We start from the raw sequence: 18220 nt of genomic DNA, 5'->3' as shown, positions 1-18220 counted from the left end.
CATCGACACCACCACCGGGATTCCGCACACACTCGCCGGCCCGGCCCGGCCCCGCGTGCCCGGGCCTGCGGCCAGCGCCTCTACCGCCGGCGGGCCCCGCGACCACACCGGCATCCGGTGCCGATGCCCCCGGCCCAGCAGCCCGCGTCACCCACCGGTGCGCAACCAGCCGCCGGCCAGAACGGAGGACACCTCGGTACGGCCGGCCAAACGGTCGATCACCCGCGGCCCGCGACACCCCCGCCACACGGTCTCCCCACAGGCCGGGACCCAGGAAGGCACAGGCAGGCACAGGAAGGGCAGGAGTCGCAAGGGGCGGGCCGGCGCCGGCCCGGAGGAAGGGCGGGCGGGACGTGCGAGGGTCAGCGGGTCAGGCGCGGGAGAAGGCCGCGGGACTGAAATCCGGACGCAGCGCCAGATCGAGGAGCCCGGGGAAACGCTCGTCGAACTCCGGACGCCGCAAACGGTTCACCCGGCACGGACCCTCATCACGCTGCTCGATCACACCCGCCTCACGCAACACCGTGAAATGATGACTGCGCGCGGCCTTGCCCACCGGCACATCGAAGGAACCGCACGTCAGCTCCCAGTCCTCCACACCACCCAGCTCACGGACCATCGCCAGCCGCACCGGATCCGCCAAAGCCGCCAACGCCGCGATCAACGGCACATCCCGCGGATGCGTATGACTGGGTGCGACACGGCCCGTCCCGGTGTGAATTGTCGTCATGCCGCCCTCCCGGAGTCGGTTCCACCGGGCCACCCGGACCCGGCACACACGGTGCCCGCCCCGGCCAGAACCCGCACAGCGGGCCCACCCGCCGGATCGTCGGCTCCCGAACAGTGTAAACGGGACCGCCCCATGGCGGATGCAGGCATCAAACCAGCCACCAAACCAGCCAACCCCACACACCCACCAACCATTCCCCCACCCCCACCCCCACCCCCGCACCCCGACCCCATCCCCCGGCCCCGGCCCCGGCCGGCCGACCCACCAGCACCAGCACCAGCGGCAGCGGCAGCGGCAGCGGCAGCGGCAGCGGCAGCACGAGACAACCACCAGACGGAACACATCAGGCAGGCGCAAATCCACACCAAAGGCAGCGCAGAACCCGTATCCGTCCGGCACAACCCCCGGACACGACACTGCCCGGCACCAACGGAGCACGCTGTCCACGCTCCGACAAGACAACGGACCACAACGGCCGGCACCAGGCCCAGCCACCCACCCCGGGCCTTCCGAAACCACCCCCAGCCCCCGGCCACTTCCGACGGGTGAAAAGTGATCCCCACTGCGTCAGTTGATGTTGGTCATTCCCCGGCGTTGGCGGCAGGAACCCGTCCGAGGTCGCGGCCGCGCATGCGGTAGCTGTCGCCTTTGAGTGAGATGACTTCGGCGTGGTGGACAAAGCGGTCGATCACGGCGGCGGCGACGGTGTCGTCACCGAAGACCTCGCCCCAACGCCCGAAGGGCTTGTTGCTGGTCACGATCACGGACGCGCGTTCGTAGCGGCCCGAGACGAACTGGAAGAAGAGGTTCGCCGCCTCGGGTTCGAAGGGGATGTATCCGACCTCGTCCACGATGATCAGCGGGATCCGGCCCAGCCGGGTCAGCTCGTCGCTGAACCTGCCTGCTTGGTGGGCCTCGGCGAGGCGGGCCACCCATTGGGCGGCGGTGGCGAAGGCCACCCGGTGGCCAGGCCTGGCGGGCCCGGATACCGAGCCCGATGGCGAGGCGGGTCTTGCCGGTGCCGGGCGGCCCCAGGAAAACGACGTTCTCCTTGCCAACGACGAAGTCCAGTGTCCCCAGGTGGGCGATGACCTCGCGATCGCCCGCACCGGCATCTGTTCGGCCCGGTGAAGCCGGCGGATCTCCGCCCAGTCCTCCACGCTGATCACCACTCCTCCCGGCCTGACTCAACGAGCCAGCCCCTTGAAGGGGGGTCAACTTTCAGGTTCTGGATCACTTTTCAGCCGTCGCCGACACAGGCCGCCACCAGGCGCCAGCAGCCCGGCACCCCCGCACCCCTGTACAGCCCCCGAACCCACCCCCGACCCACGGACCACGGCACGCCCGACACAAAAACGGTGGGGCCGCGCACCACACACGGCCCCACCACCGCCACTCCGCCGGGGGAAACAGAGCAGCGAGCCACACCACCGGGAACCACCCCGGCACAACCCCAACCACCCCCGCCCCAGCACCAGCACCAAGGCCCGGCACCAGGCCCAGGAACCAGAACCCCCAAAGCAGCCCCAGGACCCCGCCACGCCCATCACCCAGCACGCCGCACCGCCCCACCGGGCGATCACGCGATCACACCCACACCCGGGCCCGGGCCCGGGCCCGGGCCCAACCCGCCGAACAGGCCCGCCCCAAGAACCGGCAAGCCCCCCCCCCCGCAGCCACCACCCGACCGCAACCCCGACAAGCCCCACCCCACCCCACCCAGGCCAGGGCGGGCCAGGCCGGGGCGGGCCAGGGCGGGCCGGGCCAGGCCGGGCTCCTGCACAAGGCATTCCGAACCGGCCGGCGCACCGGGGACCCGCCTGCCACCCCGCCCGGCCGCCCACCACGCCGACCGCCACAACAACGGACGACACGACAGGCTGCCGGACGGGGTGCCCGCCACACGGCCACCCCGGGGGAAGACGAGGACAACCGCGACACAGCGGACAGGAACGGCAGACTCACAACCGGCCCACACCAACCGGCACCACACACAAGACAATCAGCATCAAACAGAACAAACAGTCAGCACGAACGAACGGCCCGAACGACCAGCACGGACAGCCGGCCCGACCGCCGGACAGCCGCACGGCCGTCCAGCACCCGGCACGGCCAGCCCCGGCACCCGAACGGCACCAGGTCCAGCACCAGGTCCAGCACCCGCCCCCGCACTCACCTCCCAGCCAACCCAGCCCAGTCCAACCCGGCCCAACCCGACCCGGGCCGCCCTGGCCGGTACGCCAGGACCCGGCACCCGGACCGCCCGCTGCGGGGCGCAGTCCGCCGCCCCGCAACCACAGCCCGCAACCACGGCCCGGAACCGGAACCACGGCCCGGGAACTGCGTCCCGGGACCGCGGCCCGGTCAAGGCCACACCCGGTCAAGCCCTTGCACCGAACCCGGACACCGGACCCGCGTACTGGTCCCGTACGCAGGGCCCGGATCCTGTGCCCCGGCCCAGGAGCCGCAAGTCCAGCCCCAGGCACCCGAGCCGGCCGGGACCGGCACCACGCCCAGGCCCGGCTCCAGGAACCGGCTCCATCGCCGGCCCCAGCCGCTGCCCAACCCCGAACCCGACCCGGCCGGACCCCGAGCCGGACCCGGCCGGAGCCGGATCAAGCCCACACCCCGTCAAGCCCCACACCAGGCCCCGGCTCATCACCCAGCCAGAACCAGAGCCAAAACCAGATCCCGGGACCCGTCTTCCGAGCCCGGCCCACGACCGGGGCCCCAGCCGTTCGGACCCGCAACCACTCCCGCACCAGGCCCCCGGAAGCAGAGCCCAGGACCCCGCCCAGGAACCGAGGACCGAGGCCAGGAACCGGGGACCGGGCGCCGGGGCCCGAACCCCGAAATCCGCAGTCCGGTCCCAGGCCGTGTCCCAGTCAGGTCCCCAGTCAGGTCCCGGGCCCGGGTGCCCTGCTTCCGTCTGCCGACACCCAGACCCGGGCCGCTTGCGTTCCCCACCAGCAAGGCCCCCGACTCCCCGAACGAGCCCGGCCCTGCACAGGTCCCGACCGGTTCCGGCTCCTTGCGGACCGCAGCCCGGTCCCAGTCCGGGCCGAGTCCGGTCCGCGTCGCCGACCGCCGGCCCCCGGGCCCAGACCCTCTGCACGGGACCCGACCGGCCCCAGGCCCCAGCAGGGGACCCGGCCAGGGGCCGGGTATCCCTCGACAGGACCGCTGGCCCAGCCGACCGGCTCCCGGCCGCAGACCAGTCAGCGAACCAACTGGCCGACGGCCCGCCGGGCCACCGGCCGGTCACCCGGCCGGCACCCCAGCAAGCCGATCAGCCGATCAGCGGGCCGGCCGGCCTGCGGCGGGTCCTCCGGTCACAGGGCCGGTGCAGCGGGACCACGGGCCGGCAGGTCACCCGGCCTGCCAGCGGACCGGCAGGCCGACCGCGGGCCGAACCGGGCCGGCGATCAGGCGGGCCACCGGCCTGCCAGCGGACCGGCAGGCCGACCGCGGGCCGGACCGGGCCGGCCGGCGAGCGGCCGGGCCGGTTCGTGCGGGTCGGTCAGTTGGCCGCGGGCTTGGGCGCCTTGCCCGGGCGGGGCGGGCTGGGCAGCATCGCACTGGCCACCAGAGCGATCACGATCAGGACCAGGCCGATACCCAGCACCCACTCCAGGGAATGCGCGAACGCGGCCACGTCGTGGTGGGAACCCAGCGCCGTGAAGAAGACCGTGCCGATCCCCGCCACACCCGCCGCCGAGGAGAACTGCTGCGAGGTCGTCAGCACACCCGCCGCGGCACCGGCCGCCGCCGTGCGCGCACCGGCCAGGACCACACCGGCCAGCACCGGCACCGCAAGACCGTTGCCCAGACCGATCAGCACCATCGGACCGATCAGCCGCGCCCAACTCGTGGAATCACCCGAGGCCTGCAGCACCACCAGCGTGATCGCCATCCCCACCCCGGCAATGACGATCCCCGCCGAGACCAGACGCGCCCCGTACACGGCGACCTTGCGCGGACCGAACAGCGACGCCCCCGCGAACGCCACCGCCAGCGGCGCGAACGTGTACCCCGCATGCAACGGCGACAGCCCCAGACCCCCCTGCAGCACCAGCGTCAGGGAGAACATGAAACTGTAGAACGCCGCGAACACCCCCACACACACGATCAGACCACGCGCGAAGACCTTGTTCCTGAACAGCGTCAGATCCAGCAGCGGCTGACCACCACGCGAAGCCAGCACCGACTCCCACCGAAGCGAAGCAGCCATCGCCGGCACCGACGCACCCAGCATGATCCACGCCCACACCGGCCAGTGCTCGGTGCGCCCGATCACCAAAGGAATCAGCGCCAGCGCCAGCGAACCCGACACGCCGATCGCACCGACCGGATCCAGCTTCGGACGGCCCTGCGACGGCGGCTGCGGCAAAAGACGCCACCCCAAAGCGACCGCGACCACACCGATCGGCACGTTCACCAGGAAGATCACCCGCCACCCCAGGCCCAGCACATCCCCCTGCAGCAGCGCACCCCCCAAAACCTGACCCGCCACACCACCGGTCCCCAGCGCCACACCGAACCAGCCCATCGCCTTCGACCGCTCCTGCGGCGGGAACACACCCATGATCAACGCCAGCACCTGCGGCACCATCGCCGCACCCGTCAACCCCTGCACCAACCGGGCCGCCACCAACTGCCCCGGCGACTGCGCCAGACCACACAACAGCGACGCCGCCGTGAACGACAACGTCCCCCACAAGAACATCACCCGCGAACCCACGATGTCCCCCAACCGCCCACCGGTCACCAGACCGGACGCATAGGTGAACCCGTAGCCCGCAACAATCAACTCCAACGCAGCCTGACCCGCATGAATGTCATGCTCCAACGACGGAGCCGCCACATTCACCACAAACAGATCGAACTGCACCATGAACATCGCCGCCAACAACACCGGCAGCATCACCCACCGACGCGCATACGGCTCACCCCCACCACCGGGACCACCCGCACCACCAGGCGCACCCCCGGGAGCACCCGCGGGCACGGCGGCACCCTGCCCCGGGGCTCGCTGCACATTACTGGACATGGTCACCAACCGCTTTCCCGACAGGGCCGCCCCAGGCAGCCGACACCGTTCCACCACACGCACTGTTCAATCCAAAGCGAACACTGCGAACACTCGGGAGTGTACGCGTTCCATCAAACACCCCACAACCAGAGTCACCACCAGCAAAGGGCTGGACTGTCAAGGGAGTTGATCAACCGTCAGGACACCCGCACGAGGGCGTACGAAGGTCTCAGCCGCCGGTCGGCACACGGTCGGCCCACAGAGATGCACCGCGCCCAGCCGAACACGCCGGCCCAGCCCGGCCCGCCCCGGGCCCTCCGTCCGCAACCCATTCGGGTGAGCGCACACAGGAAAAGCCGGCGCGCTGAGGCAACGCGGCGAACCGCATCCCGCATCCGGACCGCCCGCCAGGCGACCGGCAGGACATTACGTTAGGCAATGAGTGACAACTCTCTGTCAACAGGCGTCGACGAGGCCGCGAAACCGGTCGGGCGGCGCCGAGGAGGTACGACACTCATGAGGCTTCATCTCGGTTCGCGTCTCGCGGCGGTGGCGGTCACCGCGGCGACGGCGCTGATGGCCGCGGGCCAGGTCGCGGCCGCCGCGCCGGCCGGTGGCGACGGCAGCGGCAGACCCTTCCTCGGGCCGCTGCACACCGTGTCGACGGTGGCGTCGACGGTCCCCGCCAACGGCGACCAGAACCCGTACGGCACGGCCCTGGTCAAGGACAGCGCCGGCCGTCTGACCCGGGGCAACGTGCTGGTCAGCAACTTCAACAACGCCGCCAACGAGCAGGGCACCGGCACCACGCTGGTCCAGGTCAGCCCCAAGGGGAAGACGAGCCTGTTCGCCGAAATCGACCCGAAGAAGCTGCCGGGGCCGTGCCCGGGCGGCGTCGGGCTGACCACGGCGCTGTCCATCCTGCCGGGCGGCTGGGTGGTCGTGGGCAGCCTGCCCACCGCGGACGGCACGTCCGCCACGGCGCAGGCCGGGTGCCTGCTCGTACTGGACAACCGCGGCAGGGTACGGGAGACGCTGAGCGGCGACGGCATCAATGGTCCCTGGGACATGACGGCGACGACCCACGACGACCGCACCGACCTGTTCGTCACCAACGTGCTCAACGGCACGGTCGCCGGTGGCGGCGACATCGTGCGCCAGGGCACCGTCCTGCGGATCACCCTGAAGAGCAACGGCAAACGCCCGCCCACCCGGGTCGCGACGACCGAGATCGGTTCGGGCTTCGCGGAGAGAACCGACCCGGCCGCCCTCGTCGTCGGTCCGACGGGCGTCGGCCTGCGCGGCAGCACGCTGTACGTGGCGGACACCGTCGACAACCGGATCACCGCCATCCCGGACGCGCTCGACCGGCACACCAGTGCCGGCACCGGCACCGAGGTGACCAGCGACCAGAACCTCAACGGCCCGCTGGGGCTGGCGATCGCCCCGAACGGCAACATCCTGACCGTCAATGGCGGTGACGGCAACATCGTGGAGACCACGCCCAAGGGCGCCCAGGTGGCCGTACGCACCCTGGACACGAGCGGCACTCCGCCCGGCGCGGGCGCCCTGTTCGGGCTCGCGGTGGCCGAGCGCCCCGACGGCGTCTACTTCGTGGACGACGCGACGAACACGCTCAACCTGCTGAGCCGTCCCTGAAAGCTCGGTGTGCCGGGGCCCTCGGCCGGCCCCGGCACACCGAGAGGTTTCACCGCAGACCCGCCCCCGTGTGCAACTGGCGTAGCGTCCAACCGCGTCCGGCGGGATCGAGCGGGCGGGTGGCGGCGGTGAAGGTCTCCGCTGCGCGCCGGTACGACAGCCGGCCGCGACTCGTCGCGAACAACGGGCCGTCGATACGGCCGAGGGTCAGCAGTGGCAGCAGGCGGGCCGAGCCCTGGGCCCAGCGCAGTGCCGGGTCCCTGCGCGCACGGGTACGGCGACGCGGAAGATCGAGGTCGTCGACATCGAGGGCGAGAACGCGCTCGATCGCCGCACCGCTCTCGTGCAGGAGATGCCAGAGCGCCTGCTCGCGCAGCGGGGCCGCCAACTCCAGGACGGCACGGACCTGTTCGGCGCCCAGCGGTGACGCCGAGGCCGCGGGCTTCGTCACCGGCAGGGGCCGCAGCCCGTACGTGGGATCGCTCGCCAGCCAGCCTTGCGCCCGCCACCACCTCACCGCGCCGACCAGGGCGGACAGTTCGCGATTGGCGGTACGCGGACCGACGGCTTGGGATCGTACGGCGAACGCGTCCCGCAGGCGGGCCCCGGCGTCCGGGGCGTCGAGCAGCGCGAGCGGCGCGACCGGTGGGGCGGCGTTGCGGCGCTCGTGACCCAGCGGCGGCCGACGGTCGACCAACGCCCAGGCCCATGTGGTGAGTGCGACCCGGTAGATCCGGCGCGAGCCTTCGGCCAGGCCGGCGGCGGTCAGGTATCGGTCAACGGCGACGGCGTACTCGACCGGACGGGTCACTGCGTCATCCCTCCCACCGTTCTGAAAATCCAACCGCAGTAAATCACTCCCACCGTCCGGTCGTGACCAGTCTAAGTTGACTCTAGTCAGCTCAGCTTTATTTCGCGCAGGTCTGGCGAGCCGCTGCTCGCGCCCCGCACGCTGCGCTCATGTCACTGGACCCGCGTCTGTCGCTGCTGCGTGCACGCGACTTCCGCCGCTTCTTCACCGGCTACGCCACCTCGCTGCTCGGATCGTCGATGGCCTCGCTCGCCGTGACGTTCGCCGTTCTGGACACCGGTGGCGGGGGCACCGAACTTGGCTGTGTCCTCGCGGCCCGGATCCTGCCGCTCGTCCTGGTGCTGCTCGCCGGCGGAGTGGTCAGCGACCGGCTCGGCAGCCGTCGGGTCATGCTGGCGGCCGACTCCGTACGCTGCCTCACCCAGGCCGGGCTTGCCCTCGATCTCCTCGGCGGGGCACCACAGTTGTGGGCACTTGTCGCGCTGGTCGCCGTCTGGGGCGCGGCGGAGGCCCTGTTCACACCCGCGCTGGACGCGCTCGTCCCGCGCATCGTCCGCGGCGACTCGCTCGGCGACGCCAACGCCCTGCTCGGCGTGGCCCGTTCGGCGGCGACCATAGCGGGGCCGGTGCTCGCCGGCTTTCTGACAGCCACCATCGGCGCGTCCCCGGTACTCGCGCTGGACGCCCTCAGCTATGCGGTCAGCGTCCTCGCGCTGCTCGCGCTGACCGCCGCGGCTGAGCCACCGAGCGGCCGCTCCCCCTCCTCCTTCGTCGTCGATCTCCGGGAGGGCTGGGCGGAATTCCGGTCCCGGACCTGGCTGTGGGTCACCTCCGTGCACGTCGGCCTGTTCAATCTCTTCGTCTGGGCGCCGTTCCTGGTGCTCGGCCCCGTCGTCGCCGGTCGTCGCTTCGGCGGTGCGGCCTCCTGGGGCGTGGTGATGGCTCTGTACGGGGCCGGCGCGGTGGCCGGGGGCGTCGTCATGCTGGGACGCAGGCCGCGCCGGCCGGTGTTCGTGGCGACCGCGGCCACGTTCGGCTGGTCATTGCCCTCGGCCGCCCTGGCCACCGGCCGGCCGCTGGCGTGGGTCTGCGCCGCCGCCCTGGCCGCGGGTGTCGGATCGGCGATCTGCGGCACCCTCTACACGACTGCCACGCAGGCACACGTCCCACCCGACGCACGCGCCCGGGTCAGCGCCTACGGCGCCTTCGGAGCGTTCGCCCTCGGCCCGCTCGGCCTGGCCGCCGCCGGGCCGCTGTCCGTACTCCTCGGCGCCTCCGGAGTGCTGGGCTTCGGGGCGCTGTGGCAACTCACCGCGGCCACCGTTGTGCTGACGCTTCCGGCGATTCGCGTGCCGGTCGCTCAGCAGTCCTAGGTCGTGTATCGGAAGTGAATCTTGTGCATAGGGTGTGGGCATGCCACTCAGTCGCATACTCCTCTAGTCCGGTCGTTCCATCGCGCTCACCGAGCTACGGATGTCCTCGACCTGCGGGGGGATGCTGGAGGGTTACCCGTGCAAGCGCATCAACGACTGGAAGGTCAGTTCGCTCCAGCGGCAGGCCGAGCATGCGTTTTCCACCAGGCCGGTCCATCTCGTTCCGCCCTCCCGTGAGTACCCGGAGGAGACGGCCGGCGCCTTCGGTCCCGTTGAGGTGCTGCCTTCCGTGGCTTGCGTCGGTGTCTTCCACTCCGCGGCGCTCGACCCGGCAATGGATGGTTCTGCCCTCACTGTCGCCTGGTTCCAGCCGACACCGGTGGTACCAGCGGGCGAGGACGCCGATCTTGCACTTCGCGGCATTCACTGGGAGGAACTGGCCCAGGACTACGAGCTCTAGTGACGCATGCTGATCCCAGCCACTCGTTGAGGGCCGCGACGAGGACGGTCGCCTCATGGCGGACCGCGAGCTTGTCGTAGCGGGTGGCCACGGCCCGGTGGCGCTTGAGGCGGTTGATCCCGCACTCGACCTGCGTGGCGCTCGCGGTGGTCGACCGCGTCCAATCGTGGTGGCCGGCCGCCACGGGAGGCGAGCTTCTGGCGGTTGCGTGCCTGATCGACCTTGTCCGGGATGGTGCAGCGGATCCCACGGCGGCGCAGGTAGGCGCGGTTCTTGTGGGAGGCGTACGCCTTGTCCGCCCCTACGCGATCGGGACGGACACGTGATCGGCCCAACCCAATGCGGGGCACGCGAATCTTCTACTGCAACCGGGTGAGAACCCGGTGCGTGCGCAGATCGCTGGTACGACGTCCGACCGGCCTCTCCTACGGGTGCGTGTCCGTGATCGCGATGACCTCGTCGAGGCGGTCCAGGGCGGCCTGCAGGTCGTCGACCTTGGCCTGGATACGGTCGCGCTCGGCGCGCAGCATGGCTCGTTGCTCGGCGTCGGTGTGCCCGGAGTCCCAGCACGGAAGGAGTTCCGCGATCCTTCGGCTGGTCAGGCCGGCGGCGAACATCTGCTGGAAGAAGCGCACCAGGGGGATGGCGTCCTGCCGGTAGAGGCGCTGGCCGGATGGACTGCGCTCCGAGATGAGCAGCCCCTGCTGCTCGTAGTAGCGCACGGCGCGTGCCGAGACACCGGCGGCCCGCGCCACCTCGCCGATGCGGACGAGCCGGTCGGCCGCGGTCTCCGTGACGGTCATGGTGATGCCTCTCACTCCGGTCCTGACGACCAGCACTTGCCTTTGACGTTAACGTCAGGTTTTAGCGTACCGGACATGGATATCAACAACTCAGTTGCCCTTGTCACCGGAGCCAACCGTGGCCTGGGCCGCGCCTTCGCCCAGTGCCTGCTCGAACGGGGCGCCCGCAAGGTGTACGCGACGGCCCGCCGGCCGGAGTCCGTGGACCTGCCCGGGGTTGTGGCGCTGCCCCTCGACATCGCCGATCCCGCATCTGTGAGGGCTGCCGCCGAGGCAGCCCCGGACGTCTCGCTGCTCGTCAACAACGCGGGGATCCAGACGGGAACCGACCTGGTGACCGGTTCGCTGGACGCGGTGCGGCACGAGATGGAGACCAATATGTTCGGCCACCTCGGAATGATCCGGGAGTTCGCGCCGGCGCTCGCCAGGAACGGCGGGGGCGCGATCGTCAACGTCCTCTCCGCCATGTCGTGGTTCGGGGCCAAGGGCGCAGGCGCCTACCACCTGGCCAAGGCCGCCGCCTGGGCGATGACCAACGGCGTCCGCCTGGAGCTCGCCGAGCAGGGCACGCTCGTGACGGCGGTGCACCTCGGTCTGGCCGACACCGACATGGCCGCGGGCTGGCCCGTGGACAAGATCGCGCCGTCGGACCTGGCCGCCGCGGCGCTCGACGGTGTCGAGGCGGGCTCCGCCGAGGTCCTCGCCGACCAGTGGAGCCGGGACATCAAGTCCCGGCTGCCGCTGACACCGGAAGAGTTCTACGCCGCGATGGACCGCGCCCTGGCGGCGCTGACGGCGGCCTGAGGAGTCCTTCGGACCGCGCTGACTTCGGTCGGTTGCCGCCGCGCGGTCAGTTCGGCGACAGGGCCCGTTCGAGTGTGGCGTAGCCGGCCGGTTCCCAGGTCGGTTTGCCGCCGGGCAGGCCGAGTCGGCCGTTGCGGCCGATGGCGATCAGGGTCAGGGCGCGCAGGACGGCCCAGCCGCGGGCGCGGGCGAGGGTGGCTTCGTCGGCGTGGCCGTAGGCGTCGAAGAAGGGGGTCGCCGCGCCGGTGGGGAGCAGGATCCAGGCGGCGGAGAGGTCGGTGGCGGGATCGCCCGCGCACATCTCGCCGAAGTCGATCACTCCGGCGAGCGTCCCGTCCTGGACGACGACGTTGGCCGGATGGAGGTCGCCGTGCAGCCAGAGCGGCGGGCCGGGCCAGGCGGGCGCCGCGACGGCCTTTTCCCATACTTCCCACGCGGCGTCGGCGTCCGCGTGGTCGGCGATGACCTCGAACCAGCCGTCGGCCTGCGGCAATCCGGCCAGGGGGATACCGCGGGAAGGGTTGGCCGGGGCGTCAGGCGGGGCTTGGTGGTGCAGGGCCCGCAGGAACCCGGCAAGGGTCTCGACCGCCTCGATGCGGGTGATCGGCGCGTGGTCGGCCGGTGAACCCTCGACCCAGCGCGCGATGGTCCAGGTGTGCTGGAACAGGTTCGAGGGTTTGCCGATGCGTACCGGAGTGGGCGTCGGCAGCGGAAGGTGCTCGGCCAGCACGGGCAGCCAGGTCTGTTCCGTGTGCAGCAGCGCCGGCGCCCGCTCGGTGCGGGGCAGGCGTACGGCCAGGTCCTCTCCGAGGCGAAACTGCTGGTTGTCCCAGCCTCCGTCGACGTCCCGCAGTTCGAGGTCCGCGAGATCCGGATGCTGATCCCGCAGCAGCGCCCGCACCAGGTCCTGCTCGAACATCACCTCGTCCACCGATGAGCCTCCGATTCACTGGCCGCGCGGGCACGCTAGCACCGGTCGGAAGCCGGCCGCCGGACCAGGGGCGTACGGCGGGATCATTGCGGGGCCGTGGCGGGTTCGGGCGCGGCGGCGCGTCGCGGTGGGCCGAACCACCGTCCGGCGGCGGCCCGGAGGGCATTCTGTTCGGCCGGGTTCAGGGTGCGGGAGGAGGATGCCCAGGCCACATAGGAGTCCGGGCGGAGCAGGAGGGCCGTGGGGCCGGAGGCGGAGGGGCGCGCGGTGACGACGGTCAGGTCGTCGCGGTGCGTGGCCAGCGCCTCGGCGGCCGAGGCGTCGTCGGTCAGGTCGAGCAGGAGGGGGCGGGCGCTGCGGACGAGTTCGGCCAGGCGGGTCCGGCCCTCGGCGGTCTCCAGGGTGAGTTCGGGGGCGAAACGGCCGACGGCCGGGTGGGGTTCGGGGATGCCCATGTCGTAGCGGACATCTGTGCCCGCGGTGAGGTCGGCGAGGTGCTGAACGATGGGCTGCTGGGCGAGGAGTTCGGTGAACAGTTCGCGCAGCGCGGTGATATCGGTGCCGGGGGCCATCAGCGCGGCCTGGGCCTGGGCGTTGACGACCATGCGGCGGGCGGCCTGCCGGCGCTCGGTCTCGTAGGTGTCGAGCAGTCCGGCCGGGGCGCCGCCGCGTATCTCGGCGGCGAGCTTCCAGCCGAGGTTGACGGCGTCCTGGAGGCCGAGGTTGAGGCCGGGGCCGCCGCCCGCGGAGTAGACGTGGGCGGCGTCGCCCACCAGGAACACCCGGCGGTCGCGGAAGCGTTCGGCGACGCGTGTGTTGCCGCCGGTCAACCGGCGCAGCACGTGCGGGCCTTCGCCGGCGGGCGGGTGGAGCGGCAGGTCGGCGCCGAGGACACGGCGTACGCTGGCGCGCAACTCGTCCAGGCTCATGGCCTCTTCGGTGGGCGGCTGGTCCCATTCGGTGGTGTTGATCAGCGGCGGGTGGCCGGGCAGGGGGGCGTACGCGAATCCGCCGCGCTCGGTGCGGTGCGGCAGGAACGGCTTGACGGGGCCGTATCCGGGCACGATCAGCGCTCCGGTGGCGGGGTCCACCGCGTCCGTGGGGAGCGTGACGTGCGCCGTCCGCATGGTCCTCCGGTCGTAACTGACGCCGGGAAAGCCGATTCCGGACACCTTGCGGGTGACGCTGTGCGCTCCGTCGGCGCCGACGGCGTAGCGGGCCCGCAGCCGGTACTCCCCCTCGTCCGTGGACACCTCTACGGTGACGGCGTCCTCGTCCTGCGACAGGCCGGTGACCTGGTGTCCGCGCCGGATCTCCACACCGAGTTCGGCCGCGCGTTCCTCCAGTACCTGGACGATGCGGCGCTGCGGTACGGCCAGGTTGTGGACCGGGCTGTCCGGCAGCAGGCTCAGGTCCAGCGGCATCGCGCCGAACATGAAGTACGCGGAGTTCGGGCGCGGCGGCCCCGGGGTGCCGGCCAGGCGTTCGTACAGTCCGCGATGGTCGACCATGCGGACCACTTGCCCGACCAGGCCATTGGCCTTGGGCTCGGTGCTCGGTTCCGGCAGGCGTTCCAGGACAAGCGGCCGGACGCCGGCCAGGCTCAGTTCGCAGGCGAGCATCAGCCCGTTCGGGCCGCCTCCCGCGATGACGACATCGGCGGTCATGTGCACGTACTCCTCCGGAAAGAAAGTAATGAAGCAGGGCAAATCGCCCGGCCGCGGGCCGGGTGGAGTCAAGTAGTGCCGCGGGGGCTTACGGAACGGGAAGCCCCGCGGCGAGCCGGTCGAACACCTCCGCCAGCACCGGCAGCAGCGGGATCGGGGACTCGGCCTTGAGGCAGTGCTCCACGGCCACCGAGCTGCCCGCGTTGATCACCGCGGCGACCAGCTTCGGGTAGACGTCGTGATCCGCGTCGGTGCCGGTCCGCTCGGCGACCGCCCTGGCCAGTTCGTGCTGCGCGGCCGCGCTCGCCTTGACGATCTCGCCCTGGAGCGCGGGCTCGGCCAGCATCAGCCGCAGCCCGTCCCGCCAGCGCTGATCGTTCGCCGACTGACCGGTGGACGCGTCGGTCGGCGCGAACTGGCTGTGAACGGCGTGAGTGACCGCCTCCCACAGCGGTTCGCCGGCCGGCCGGGCGCGCAGTTCGTCGGCGACGCACCACATACGCTCCAGATGGCTGGCCGCGATGGCCTCGGCCTTGCCGGAGAAGTAGTTGCGGAAGGTGCGGACCGACACGTCGGCCGCGGCGGCGATGTCCTCCACCGTCACGTTGTCCCAGCCGCGCGTGACGCACAGCCGGATGGTGGCCTGACTCAGTGCGACACGGGTCTGCCGCTTCTTGCGCTCACGCAGCCCGAGGTTCGGGACGTCCGCCGGTGCCATGCGGACCACGTTAGCAAATTCTTGCCGGATCGGCATAGTTTCCATTCCGGCACGTTTTATGGAGGGAGTGGTCGCGTACGGCGCTCACGTACGCCGGATCGCCCGCGGCCCGAGTCTGAGAAGCGTGCTCAGCGGCGGGGTCGCGGTGACGACGGCGGCCAGGGCCGCCGCCAGCGTCGCGGAGAAAGCCGCCAGGCCCATGGTGAGCCGCTGCTGCCCGCGCAGGCGGGCCCGGTCGGCGGCGGCCGCGTGGTCCCGGGCGGCCTCGGCCGCTGCGGCGGCGTGCAGGAACTCCTGTTCCCGTACGGTGGGTTCGTGGTCGTCGCGGGCACACAGCGCGCGGGCCTCGGCGAGTTCCGCGCCCCGGTAGAGGCGCTCCGCCGGGCGGCCGTGGGTGTGCCAGGTACGGGCCGCGTCGGTCAGGCGGCGGTGGACGCGCAGGCCCTCGGGGTCGGCGTCCGCCCACCGGGCCAGCCGGGTCCACGCCCGGGGTACGGAGGCGTGGGCCCAGGCCACGCGGTCCCGGTCGAGGGTCACCACGCGGGCGCGGGCCAGGGTTTCCAGTACGGTCCGGGTCGGCGGGTCGTCGTCGAGGTCGGTGAGCGGGAGCGGTCCGGCCGCGTCGGACTCGCGGGCGGCCATGCGTAAGAGGACGGTGCGGGCACGGCCTTTGAGCTCGTCGGGCATCTGCGCCCAGGCGGCCTCGGCGCCGCGGGAGATCACGGCGTCGATCCCGCCGGCGGCGCGCAGGGCGGACAGGGCGAGAGTGCCGCCGGTGCGGTACGGCCAGGCCTCGCGCAGCGCGGCCGACACCAGCGGCAGGGCCCCGGGCTGGCCCGCCGACGCCGCGACGAGGACGGCGGTCAGCGCGTCCTCGGGCCGGCATCCGGCGCGGGCGCCCGGCGCGGTGACGGCCTGATGGAGTGCCTCGGGCGGCATCGGCCCGACGATCAGGGGGTCGTCGAACAAGGCGGCGGACGGCAGTGCCGGATCGAGGAAGCGGTCGTGGACGTCGGCACGCGTGCAGATCACCAGGCGGCCGTCCGGTGCGCAGGCTGCCGCGGCGGAGCCGATCGCGGCGAGGAAGTCGGTGCGTTCGGCCGGGGAGCCGCACAGCGTGAACAACTCCTCGAACTGGTCGATCACGACGATCGGCTCGCCGGGTCCCGAGGGGCGGCCGGCGCTCAGCCGGGCGAGCACGCGGCCGGCGTCCCGCATCGGATGCGGGCCGGGGGTGAGCATCACGATCGGCCCGTGGTGGCCCCGGGCCCGCAGCCGGGCCAGCAGACCGGCGTTCAGCAGCGAGGTCTTGCCGCTGCCCGAGGGGCCGGTGACGGTGACGACGCGGCGCTGGCGCAGTCGCTCCAGCAGGTCGGTGACCAGCGCGTCCCGCCCGAAGAACCATTGCGCGTCGTCGGGCCGGAAGGACGCGGCGCCGAGGTACGGGAGGGCGTGCCGCTCCCCCGCTCCGTACCAGGATCCGGGGCCGGGGCCGCCGGGGAACTCACCCCGTACGGCGACTGCCGCGGCCACGTCGTGCCAGCGCTGGCGCCACGCGCCGGTGTCACCGCCGCAGCCTTCGACGTAGGCCATGGTCACGGCGAGCGTCGGCAGTTTGCGGCCGCTCGCGGCCACCGAGAGGCTGGCGGCGGAGGCGTGGGCGCGCAGGGCGAGTTGCCGGTAGGTGGGGCTGCCCGCCTTCTCCCGCAGCAGGCGCAGATCGGCGGCGAACCGCAGCAGATGGGTGTTTCCGCTTTCCAGAGGCCTTTCCTGACGTGGCACCGGAACCCCTTTCCCGGCGGCCGTCCTGTGGGCCGGCGACACCGAGGACCCCCGACGGATGCTTGGGCATACGGATGCGTGCGGCGTTCGGCGTTCGGCGTTTCGGCGTTCGGAATTTCGGCTGACGTCCGTGACGACGTCCGTGCGGCCCCGGTAGGACTCGGGGGGCGTCCGGACACGTTACCCACGGGTCGGTGACGGGCGGAATCGCGGAATCCGCCATTCCGGCGGGGCGGGCGGCCCGATCGCTCGCTCCACGCCGGTGCGGCGCCGGTTGTTTTGCGGTTGTTCGAGGTTGTTGTTCAGCGGGCCGCGCGGCAATCCGAACATCGCGAACCCCGGTAGACATGGAGCAGCGGAGCGCCGGGCCCGAGCGTCGGCCGCCGCCTGCTGTCCGAGAGCGTCGCGCCTTCGTCGGGAGACCCCCATGAAGTTTTCTCGGTACTGCCGCTCGCTGCTGTCCACGCCGGCGACCGCGGTGAGCCGCTATGCGAACTGCCATCGGTCCGGCGCGGACATCGCCATGGTGGACCTGGAGGACTCCGTGCCTCCGCAGCGCAAGGAGGAGGCCCGCCGTCTGGCCGCCGGGTTCTTCGCCGACGCCGCCGACGGCCCCGCCCGCCTTGCCGTACGTATCAACACCGTCAGCGAACCGGACGGATTACGGGACCTGCTCGCGCTGCGGAACTACCCGGTCAAGCCCGCGCTGGTCCTCATCCCGAAGGCGGAATCCGCCCGGGACGTCGAGATCGTCGAGAACGCGCTGGCCCCGACCTGCCCCGACACGGACTTCTTCGCCGTCGTCGAGACCCCGCGCGGGCTGGAGAACGCGTCCGCCATCGCCGCCGCCTCGCCACGGCTGCGGGCCGTGGTCTTCGGGTCCGCCGACTACGCCTTCGCCGTGGGGGCGCGGCTGACCTGGGAAGCGCTGGCGTACGCGCGGGCCGCGGTGGTCAACAGCGCCCGCGCGGCCGGCATCGAGGTCATGGACGCCCCGTACTTCGAGGCGCTGGACGCGGAGGGCCTGCGCCGCGAGGCCGCCGCGGCGCGGGACTTCGGGTTCAGCGGCAAGGTCGCCGTGCACCCGCGCCAAGTGCCTGTCATCAACGAGGCGTTCTCCCCCGAGCCCGACGCCCTGGACCGCGCCCGCAGGGTCGTCGCCGCCGGCCGGGAGAGCGGCAATTCGGCCGCGATGGTCGACGGGGTCATGGTCGGCGCGCCCTTCTTCGAGGCGTCGCAGCAACTGATCGACGAGTTCGGCTAGATCTTCGGCCGGATCAGGGCACAGGCTTCCGGAGGATCTCAGCGACGCAGGACGGCCGCACGTGGGGTCGTACCGCCGAACGTCACCGCCGCCCCGCCGGGTTCGAGTCCCGCCTGGCCTGCTGACGGCCGCCGGCCGGCGAATCCCGGCGCCCGTAAATTCGCGCGCCGCCCGAATCCGCCCACC

The 18220-nt window shown here is 72.0% G+C and carries 14 protein-coding genes and 2 pseudogenes; 5 read left to right on the top strand and 11 right to left on the bottom strand.

Features of this window, described 5'->3' with window-relative positions:
• Positions 1-370 precede the first annotated feature (370 nt).
• The 4 genes and pseudogenes from ITX44_RS18085 to ITX44_RS18075 form a co-directional block, all read right to left on the bottom strand.
• Positions 371-730, bottom strand: a complete 360-nt coding sequence (locus ITX44_RS18085) for an ArsR/SmtB family transcription factor (protein WP_205358302.1) — start codon at positions 728-730, stop codon at positions 371-373.
• Positions 731-1311: 581 nt separating this feature from the next.
• On the bottom strand, positions 1312-1689 hold the full coding sequence (locus ITX44_RS18080; protein WP_307795337.1) for an ATP-binding protein: 378 nt from the start codon (positions 1687-1689) through the stop codon (positions 1312-1314).
• Positions 1690-1765: 76 nt separating this feature from the next.
• Positions 1766-1921: pseudogene (locus ITX44_RS42640) on the bottom strand (hypothetical protein); the annotation flags it as partial.
• A gap of 2329 nt (positions 1922-4250) precedes the next feature.
• Entirely contained in the window at positions 4251-5654 is a 1404-nt protein-coding gene (locus ITX44_RS18075) for an MFS transporter (RefSeq protein WP_236061003.1), read from the bottom strand.
• A gap of 624 nt (positions 5655-6278) precedes the next feature.
• Between ITX44_RS18075 and ITX44_RS18070 the strand changes: the two genes are divergently transcribed.
• Positions 6279-7421, top strand: a complete 1143-nt coding sequence (locus ITX44_RS18070) for an NHL repeat-containing protein (RefSeq protein WP_236060967.1) — start codon at positions 6279-6281, stop codon at positions 7419-7421.
• Positions 7422-7470: 49 nt separating this feature from the next.
• Here the strand turns inward: ITX44_RS18070 and ITX44_RS18065 are convergent, their stop codons facing one another.
• Positions 7471-8232: a site-specific integrase gene (locus ITX44_RS18065; protein ID WP_205358300.1), complete on the bottom strand. Its 762-nt coding sequence runs from the start codon at positions 8230-8232 to the stop codon at positions 7471-7473.
• Positions 8233-8381: 149 nt separating this feature from the next.
• Between ITX44_RS18065 and ITX44_RS18060 the strand changes: the two genes are divergently transcribed.
• Both ITX44_RS18060 and ITX44_RS18055 read left to right on the top strand, forming a co-directional pair.
• The gene (locus ITX44_RS18060; RefSeq protein ID WP_205358299.1) at positions 8382-9605 is read left to right on the top strand and encodes an MFS transporter; all 1224 of its coding nucleotides are present in this window, start codon (positions 8382-8384) and stop codon (positions 9603-9605) included.
• A 100-nt stretch (positions 9606-9705) separates the two neighbouring features.
• Positions 9706-10065 carry a hypothetical protein gene (locus ITX44_RS18055; RefSeq protein WP_205358298.1) on the top strand — a complete coding sequence of 120 codons (360 nt, stop codon included), beginning with the start codon at positions 9706-9708 and terminating at the stop codon, positions 10063-10065.
• A gap of 16 nt (positions 10066-10081) precedes the next feature.
• Here the strand turns inward: ITX44_RS18055 and ITX44_RS43210 are convergent.
• Positions 10082-10424 (bottom strand): annotated as a pseudogene (locus ITX44_RS43210) (transposase); the annotation flags it as partial.
• A gap of 66 nt (positions 10425-10490) precedes the next feature.
• Positions 10491-10868 carry a MerR family transcriptional regulator gene (locus ITX44_RS18045; protein ID WP_205358297.1) on the bottom strand — a complete coding sequence of 126 codons (378 nt, stop codon included), beginning with the start codon at positions 10866-10868 and terminating at the stop codon, positions 10491-10493.
• A 75-nt stretch (positions 10869-10943) separates the two neighbouring features.
• Between ITX44_RS18045 and ITX44_RS18040 the strand changes: the two genes are divergently transcribed.
• Positions 10944-11672, top strand: a complete 729-nt coding sequence (locus ITX44_RS18040) for an SDR family oxidoreductase (RefSeq protein ID WP_205358296.1) — start codon at positions 10944-10946, stop codon at positions 11670-11672.
• A 46-nt stretch (positions 11673-11718) separates the two neighbouring features.
• Here the strand turns inward: ITX44_RS18040 and ITX44_RS18035 are convergent, their stop codons facing one another.
• The 4 genes from ITX44_RS18035 to ITX44_RS18020 all read right to left on the bottom strand — a co-directional run bounded on the left by ITX44_RS18035 (position 11719) and on the right by ITX44_RS18020 (position 16770).
• On the bottom strand, positions 11719-12591 hold the full coding sequence (locus ITX44_RS18035; protein ID WP_205358531.1) for an aminoglycoside phosphotransferase family protein: 873 nt from the start codon (positions 12589-12591) through the stop codon (positions 11719-11721).
• 95 nt (positions 12592-12686) lie between these two features.
• Entirely contained in the window at positions 12687-14270 is a 1584-nt protein-coding gene (locus ITX44_RS18030; protein WP_205358295.1) for an FAD-dependent oxidoreductase, read from the bottom strand.
• An 88-nt stretch (positions 14271-14358) separates the two neighbouring features.
• Positions 14359-14988 carry an acyl-CoA-like ligand-binding transcription factor gene (locus tag ITX44_RS18025; protein WP_205358294.1) on the bottom strand — a complete coding sequence of 210 codons (630 nt, stop codon included), beginning with the start codon at positions 14986-14988 and terminating at the stop codon, positions 14359-14361.
• Between the two features lie 84 nt (positions 14989-15072).
• Entirely contained in the window at positions 15073-16770 is a 1698-nt protein-coding gene (locus tag ITX44_RS18020) for an nSTAND1 domain-containing NTPase (protein ID WP_205358293.1), read from the bottom strand.
• A gap of 427 nt (positions 16771-17197) precedes the next feature.
• Here ITX44_RS18020 and ITX44_RS18015 point away from each other — a divergent pair, with 427 nt between their 5' ends.
• Entirely contained in the window at positions 17198-18034 is an 837-nt protein-coding gene (locus ITX44_RS18015) for an HpcH/HpaI aldolase/citrate lyase family protein (RefSeq protein WP_205358292.1), read from the top strand.
• Positions 18035-18220: the final 186 nt, after the last annotated feature.

This window comes from Actinacidiphila acididurans (genome assembly GCF_016918855.1).
Lineage (GTDB): Bacteria > Actinomycetota > Actinomycetes > Streptomycetales > Streptomycetaceae > Actinacidiphila > Actinacidiphila acididurans.
This window is presented reverse-complemented; position numbering and strand designations above follow the sequence as displayed.

Excerpts from the sequence above, each read along its gene's own strand:
- ITX44_RS18085 (WP_205358302.1), bottom strand. The coding sequence starts at position 730 with ATGACGACAATTCACACCGGGACGGGCCGTGTCGCACCCAGTCATACG.
- ITX44_RS18075 (WP_236061003.1), bottom strand. The coding sequence starts at position 5,654 with ATGCTGCCGGTGTTGTTGGCGGCGATGTTCATGGTGCAGTTCGATCTG.
- ITX44_RS18070 (WP_236060967.1), top strand. The coding sequence starts at position 6,279 with ATGAGGCTTCATCTCGGTTCGCGTCTCGCGGCGGTGGCGGTCACCGCG.
- ITX44_RS18060 (WP_205358299.1), top strand. The coding sequence starts at position 8,382 with ATGTCACTGGACCCGCGTCTGTCGCTGCTGCGTGCACGCGACTTCCGC.
- ITX44_RS18055 (WP_205358298.1), top strand. The coding sequence starts at position 9,706 with ATGTCCTCGACCTGCGGGGGGATGCTGGAGGGTTACCCGTGCAAGCGC.
- ITX44_RS18045 (WP_205358297.1), bottom strand. The coding sequence starts at position 10,868 with ATGACCGTCACGGAGACCGCGGCCGACCGGCTCGTCCGCATCGGCGAG.
- ITX44_RS18040 (WP_205358296.1), top strand. The coding sequence starts at position 10,944 with ATGGATATCAACAACTCAGTTGCCCTTGTCACCGGAGCCAACCGTGGC.
- ITX44_RS18035 (WP_205358531.1), bottom strand. The coding sequence starts at position 12,591 with ATGTTCGAGCAGGACCTGGTGCGGGCGCTGCTGCGGGATCAGCATCCG.
- ITX44_RS18030 (WP_205358295.1), bottom strand. The coding sequence starts at position 14,270 with ATGACCGCCGATGTCGTCATCGCGGGAGGCGGCCCGAACGGGCTGATG.
- ITX44_RS18025 (WP_205358294.1), bottom strand. The coding sequence starts at position 14,988 with ATGGCACCGGCGGACGTCCCGAACCTCGGGCTGCGTGAGCGCAAGAAG.
- ITX44_RS18015 (WP_205358292.1), top strand. The coding sequence starts at position 17,198 with ATGAAGTTTTCTCGGTACTGCCGCTCGCTGCTGTCCACGCCGGCGACC.